Origin of the sequence: Corynebacterium sp. LK14, from assembly GCF_008042215.1 — a bacterium.
Classification (GTDB): domain Bacteria; phylum Actinomycetota; class Actinomycetes; order Mycobacteriales; family Mycobacteriaceae; genus Corynebacterium; species Corynebacterium striatum.
The window spans coordinates 1-3,401 of record NZ_NOVQ01000005.1 but is presented as its reverse complement, the minus strand read 5'-3'; the positions used below and the strand labels follow the sequence as shown (position 1 = coordinate 3,401).

Genomic DNA, 3,401 nt, shown 5'->3' with positions numbered 1-3,401 from the left:
AGTTGTTGTTTGTTGTTTTATGTCGGCGGTAACTTACTCTCCCACAACCTCCCGGTTGCAGTACCATCAGCGCGGGCAGGCTTAGCTTCCGGGTTCGGAATGGGTCCGGGCGTTTCCCTGTCGCTATTGACCACCGACAAACTTTCGGGGCAGCAGAACTTTTGTGTTCTGGTGTACTCCGGTGTTGTGTCAGATACTGCATAGTGGACGCGAACACGTGTGTGTGTTTCTTTTTGTTTGTGCACGGTAGGTTCGTGTGTGTTTGTTTTGGTCTATTAGTACCAGTAGACTCCACACCTTGCGGTGCTTCCATGTCTGGCCTATCAACCCCATAGTCTTTAGGGGACCTCAAATGAAACCTCATCTTAAAACAGGCTTCCCGCTTAGATGCTTTCAGCGGTTATCCCTTCCGTACGTAGCCAACCAGCGATGCTCCTGGCGGAACAACTGGCACACTAGAGGTACGTCCGTCCCGGTCCTCTCGTACTAGGGACAGCCTTCTTCAAGTTTCAACGCGCGCGGCGGATAGAGACCGAACTGTCTCACGACGTTCTGAACCCAGCTCGCGTGCCGCTTTAATGGGCGAACAGCCCAACCCTTGGGACCTACTCCAGCCCCAGGATGCGACGAGCCGACATCGAGGTGCCAAACCATCCCGTCGATATGGACTCTTGGGGAAGATCAGCCTGTTATCCCCGGGGTACCTTTTATCCGTTGAGCGACACCACATCCACAAGTAGGTGCCGGATCACTAGTCCCGACTTTCGTCCCTGTTCGAGCTGTCACTCTCACAGTCAAGCTCCCTTGTGCACTTACACTCACCACCTGATTGCCAACCAGGCTGAGGGAACCTTTGGGCGCCTCCGTTACATTTTGGGAGGCAACCGCCCCAGTTAAACTACCCACCAGGCACTGTCCCCAACCCAGATCATGGGCCAAGGTTAAGGTATCCAATCCGATCAGAGTGGTATTTCAACAACGACTCCACGCGTGCTGGCGCACACGTTTCATAGTCTCCCACCTATCCTACACAAACCGAACCGAACACCAATACCAAGCTATAGTGAAGGTCCCGGGGTCTTTTCGTCCTGCCGCGCGTAACGAGCATCTTTACTCGTAGTGCAATTTCACCGGGCCTGTGGTTGAGACAGCAGGGAAGTCGTTACGCCATTCGTGCAGGTCGGAACTTACCCGACAAGGAATTTCGCTACCTTAGGATGGTTATAGTTACCACCGCCGTTTACTGGGGCTTAAATTCTCAGCTTCACCAAGCAAAGCTTGATTAACCGGTCCTCTTAACCTTCCAGCACCGGGCAGGCGTCAGTCCATATACATCAACTTAACGTCTTCGCATGGACCTGTGTTTTTGATAAACAGTCGCTTCCCTCTATTCTCTGCGACCCCACAACGCTTCCCACCGCAAATGGGTGTTAACGCCATAGGGTCCCCCTTCTCCCGAAGTTACGGGGGCATTTTGCCGAGTTCCTTAACCACAGTTCACCCGAACGCCTTAGTATTTTCAACCTGACTACCTGTGTCGGTTTGGGGTACGGGCCGAGTATATACATCGCTAGAGGCTTTTCTCGACAGCACGGGATCACCAACTTCACCAATTAAGGCTACGCATCACGTCTCAGCTAACAAGTGCGGATTTACCTACACCATCACCTACACGCTTACACCAACAATCCACTAAGCGGCATGGCTACCCCACTGTGTCACCCCATCGCTTGAACCACACATCAGGCCCCACGGCTTGCCACCATGTTAACCCGAAGGCCAATCACAACAGCTTACGGTGGTTAGTATCAGTGCTTTATCAGGGGCGCATATACTCGGGTACCAGAATATCAACTGGTTATCCATCGACTACGCCTGTCGGCCTCGCCTTAGGTCCCGACTCACCCTGGGAAGACGAACTTGACCCAGGAACCCTTAGTCATCCGGCGGGAAGGATTCTCACCTTCCAATTCGTTACTCATGCCTGCATTCTCACTCGCACACACTCCACGCCTCCTCACGGTAACGCTTCAACACGTGCACGACGCTCCCCTACCCAATAACAAAATATTATTGCCGCGGCTTCGGCGGTGTGCTTGAGCCCCACTACATTGTCGGCGCAGAACCACTCGACCAGTGAGCTATTACGCACTCTTTCAAGGATGGCTGCTTCTAAGCCAACCTCCTGGCTGTCTTCGCGATCCCACATCCTTTTCCACTTAGCACACCCTTAGGGGCCTTAACCGGCGATCTGGGCTGTTTCCCTCTCGACTATGAAGCTTATCCCCCACAGTCTCACTGCCGCACAACACATTAATGGCATTCGGAGTTTGGCTGACATTGCTAAGATTGTAGTCCCGCTCAACCAACCAGTAGCTCTACCTCCACCAAGCTAATGCGACGCTGCACCTAAATGCATTTCGGGGAGAACCAGCTATCACGGAGTTTGATTGGCCTTTCACCCCTACCCACAGCTCATCCCCGCAGTTTTCAACCTACGTGGGTTCGCGCCTCCACAGCATCTTACTGCTGCTTCACACTGGCCATGGGTAGATCACCCCGCTTCGGGTCCAGGACATGCCACTAAAACACCCCATTAGGATTCGGTTTCCCTACGGCTACCCCACACGGGTTAACCTCGCGACATGCCGCTGACTCGCAGGCTCATTCTTCAAAAGGCACGCCATCACACACAAAAAGTGCTCTGACGGATTGTAAGCACATGGTTTCAGGAACTATTTCACTCCCCTCCCGGGGTACTTTTCACCATTCCCTCACGGTACTATCCACTATCGGTCACACTGAGTATTTAGGCTTACCGGGTGGTCCCGGCAGATTCACAGCAGATTCCACGAGCCCGCTGCTACTCGGGCAACCCAACAACCCACACACCATCATCTTCAGCTACAGGACTATCACCTTCTACGGCAGGCGTTTCCACACCACTTCACCTAACAACAATGCGCGGGCAGGACGTCAGTAGCCATCCTCATCAGGGCCCACAACACCGCACACACAACCCCTACCAGGTATCACATGCACACGGTTTAGCCTCATCCACGTTCGTTCGCCACTACTAGCAGAATCATTATTATTTTCTCTTCCTACGGGTACTGAGATGTTTCACTTCCCCGCGTTGCCCCCACAACAGCTATGAATTCACTGAAGGGTAACACCCCATAACAGGTGCCAGGTTTCCCCATTCGGACATCCTCGGATCAACGCTTAATTGACAACTCCCCGAGGCTTAACGCAGCCTTTCACGTCCTTCATCGGCTCAGCATGCCAAGGCATCCACCATGCGCCCTAAATAACGAACACACAACCAACACAACAGAAAGAAACAAAACAAAGAAGCCTGTTCCTTAACCGTTGTGCCGGCGTGAACTACACAAAACACA

Annotated in this window: 2 rRNA genes; both read right to left on the bottom strand. The window is 52.9% G+C overall.

The annotated features are described in order from the left end of the window. Positions 1 to 20: 20 nt before the first annotated feature. Positions 21 to 138: ribosomal RNA gene (gene rrf / locus CHU71_RS01410) — 5S ribosomal RNA — on the bottom strand. 118 nt (positions 139 to 256) lie between these two features. Then, positions 257 to 3,321 (bottom strand): 23S ribosomal RNA (locus CHU71_RS01405). Positions 3,322 to 3,401 lie beyond the last annotated feature (80 nt).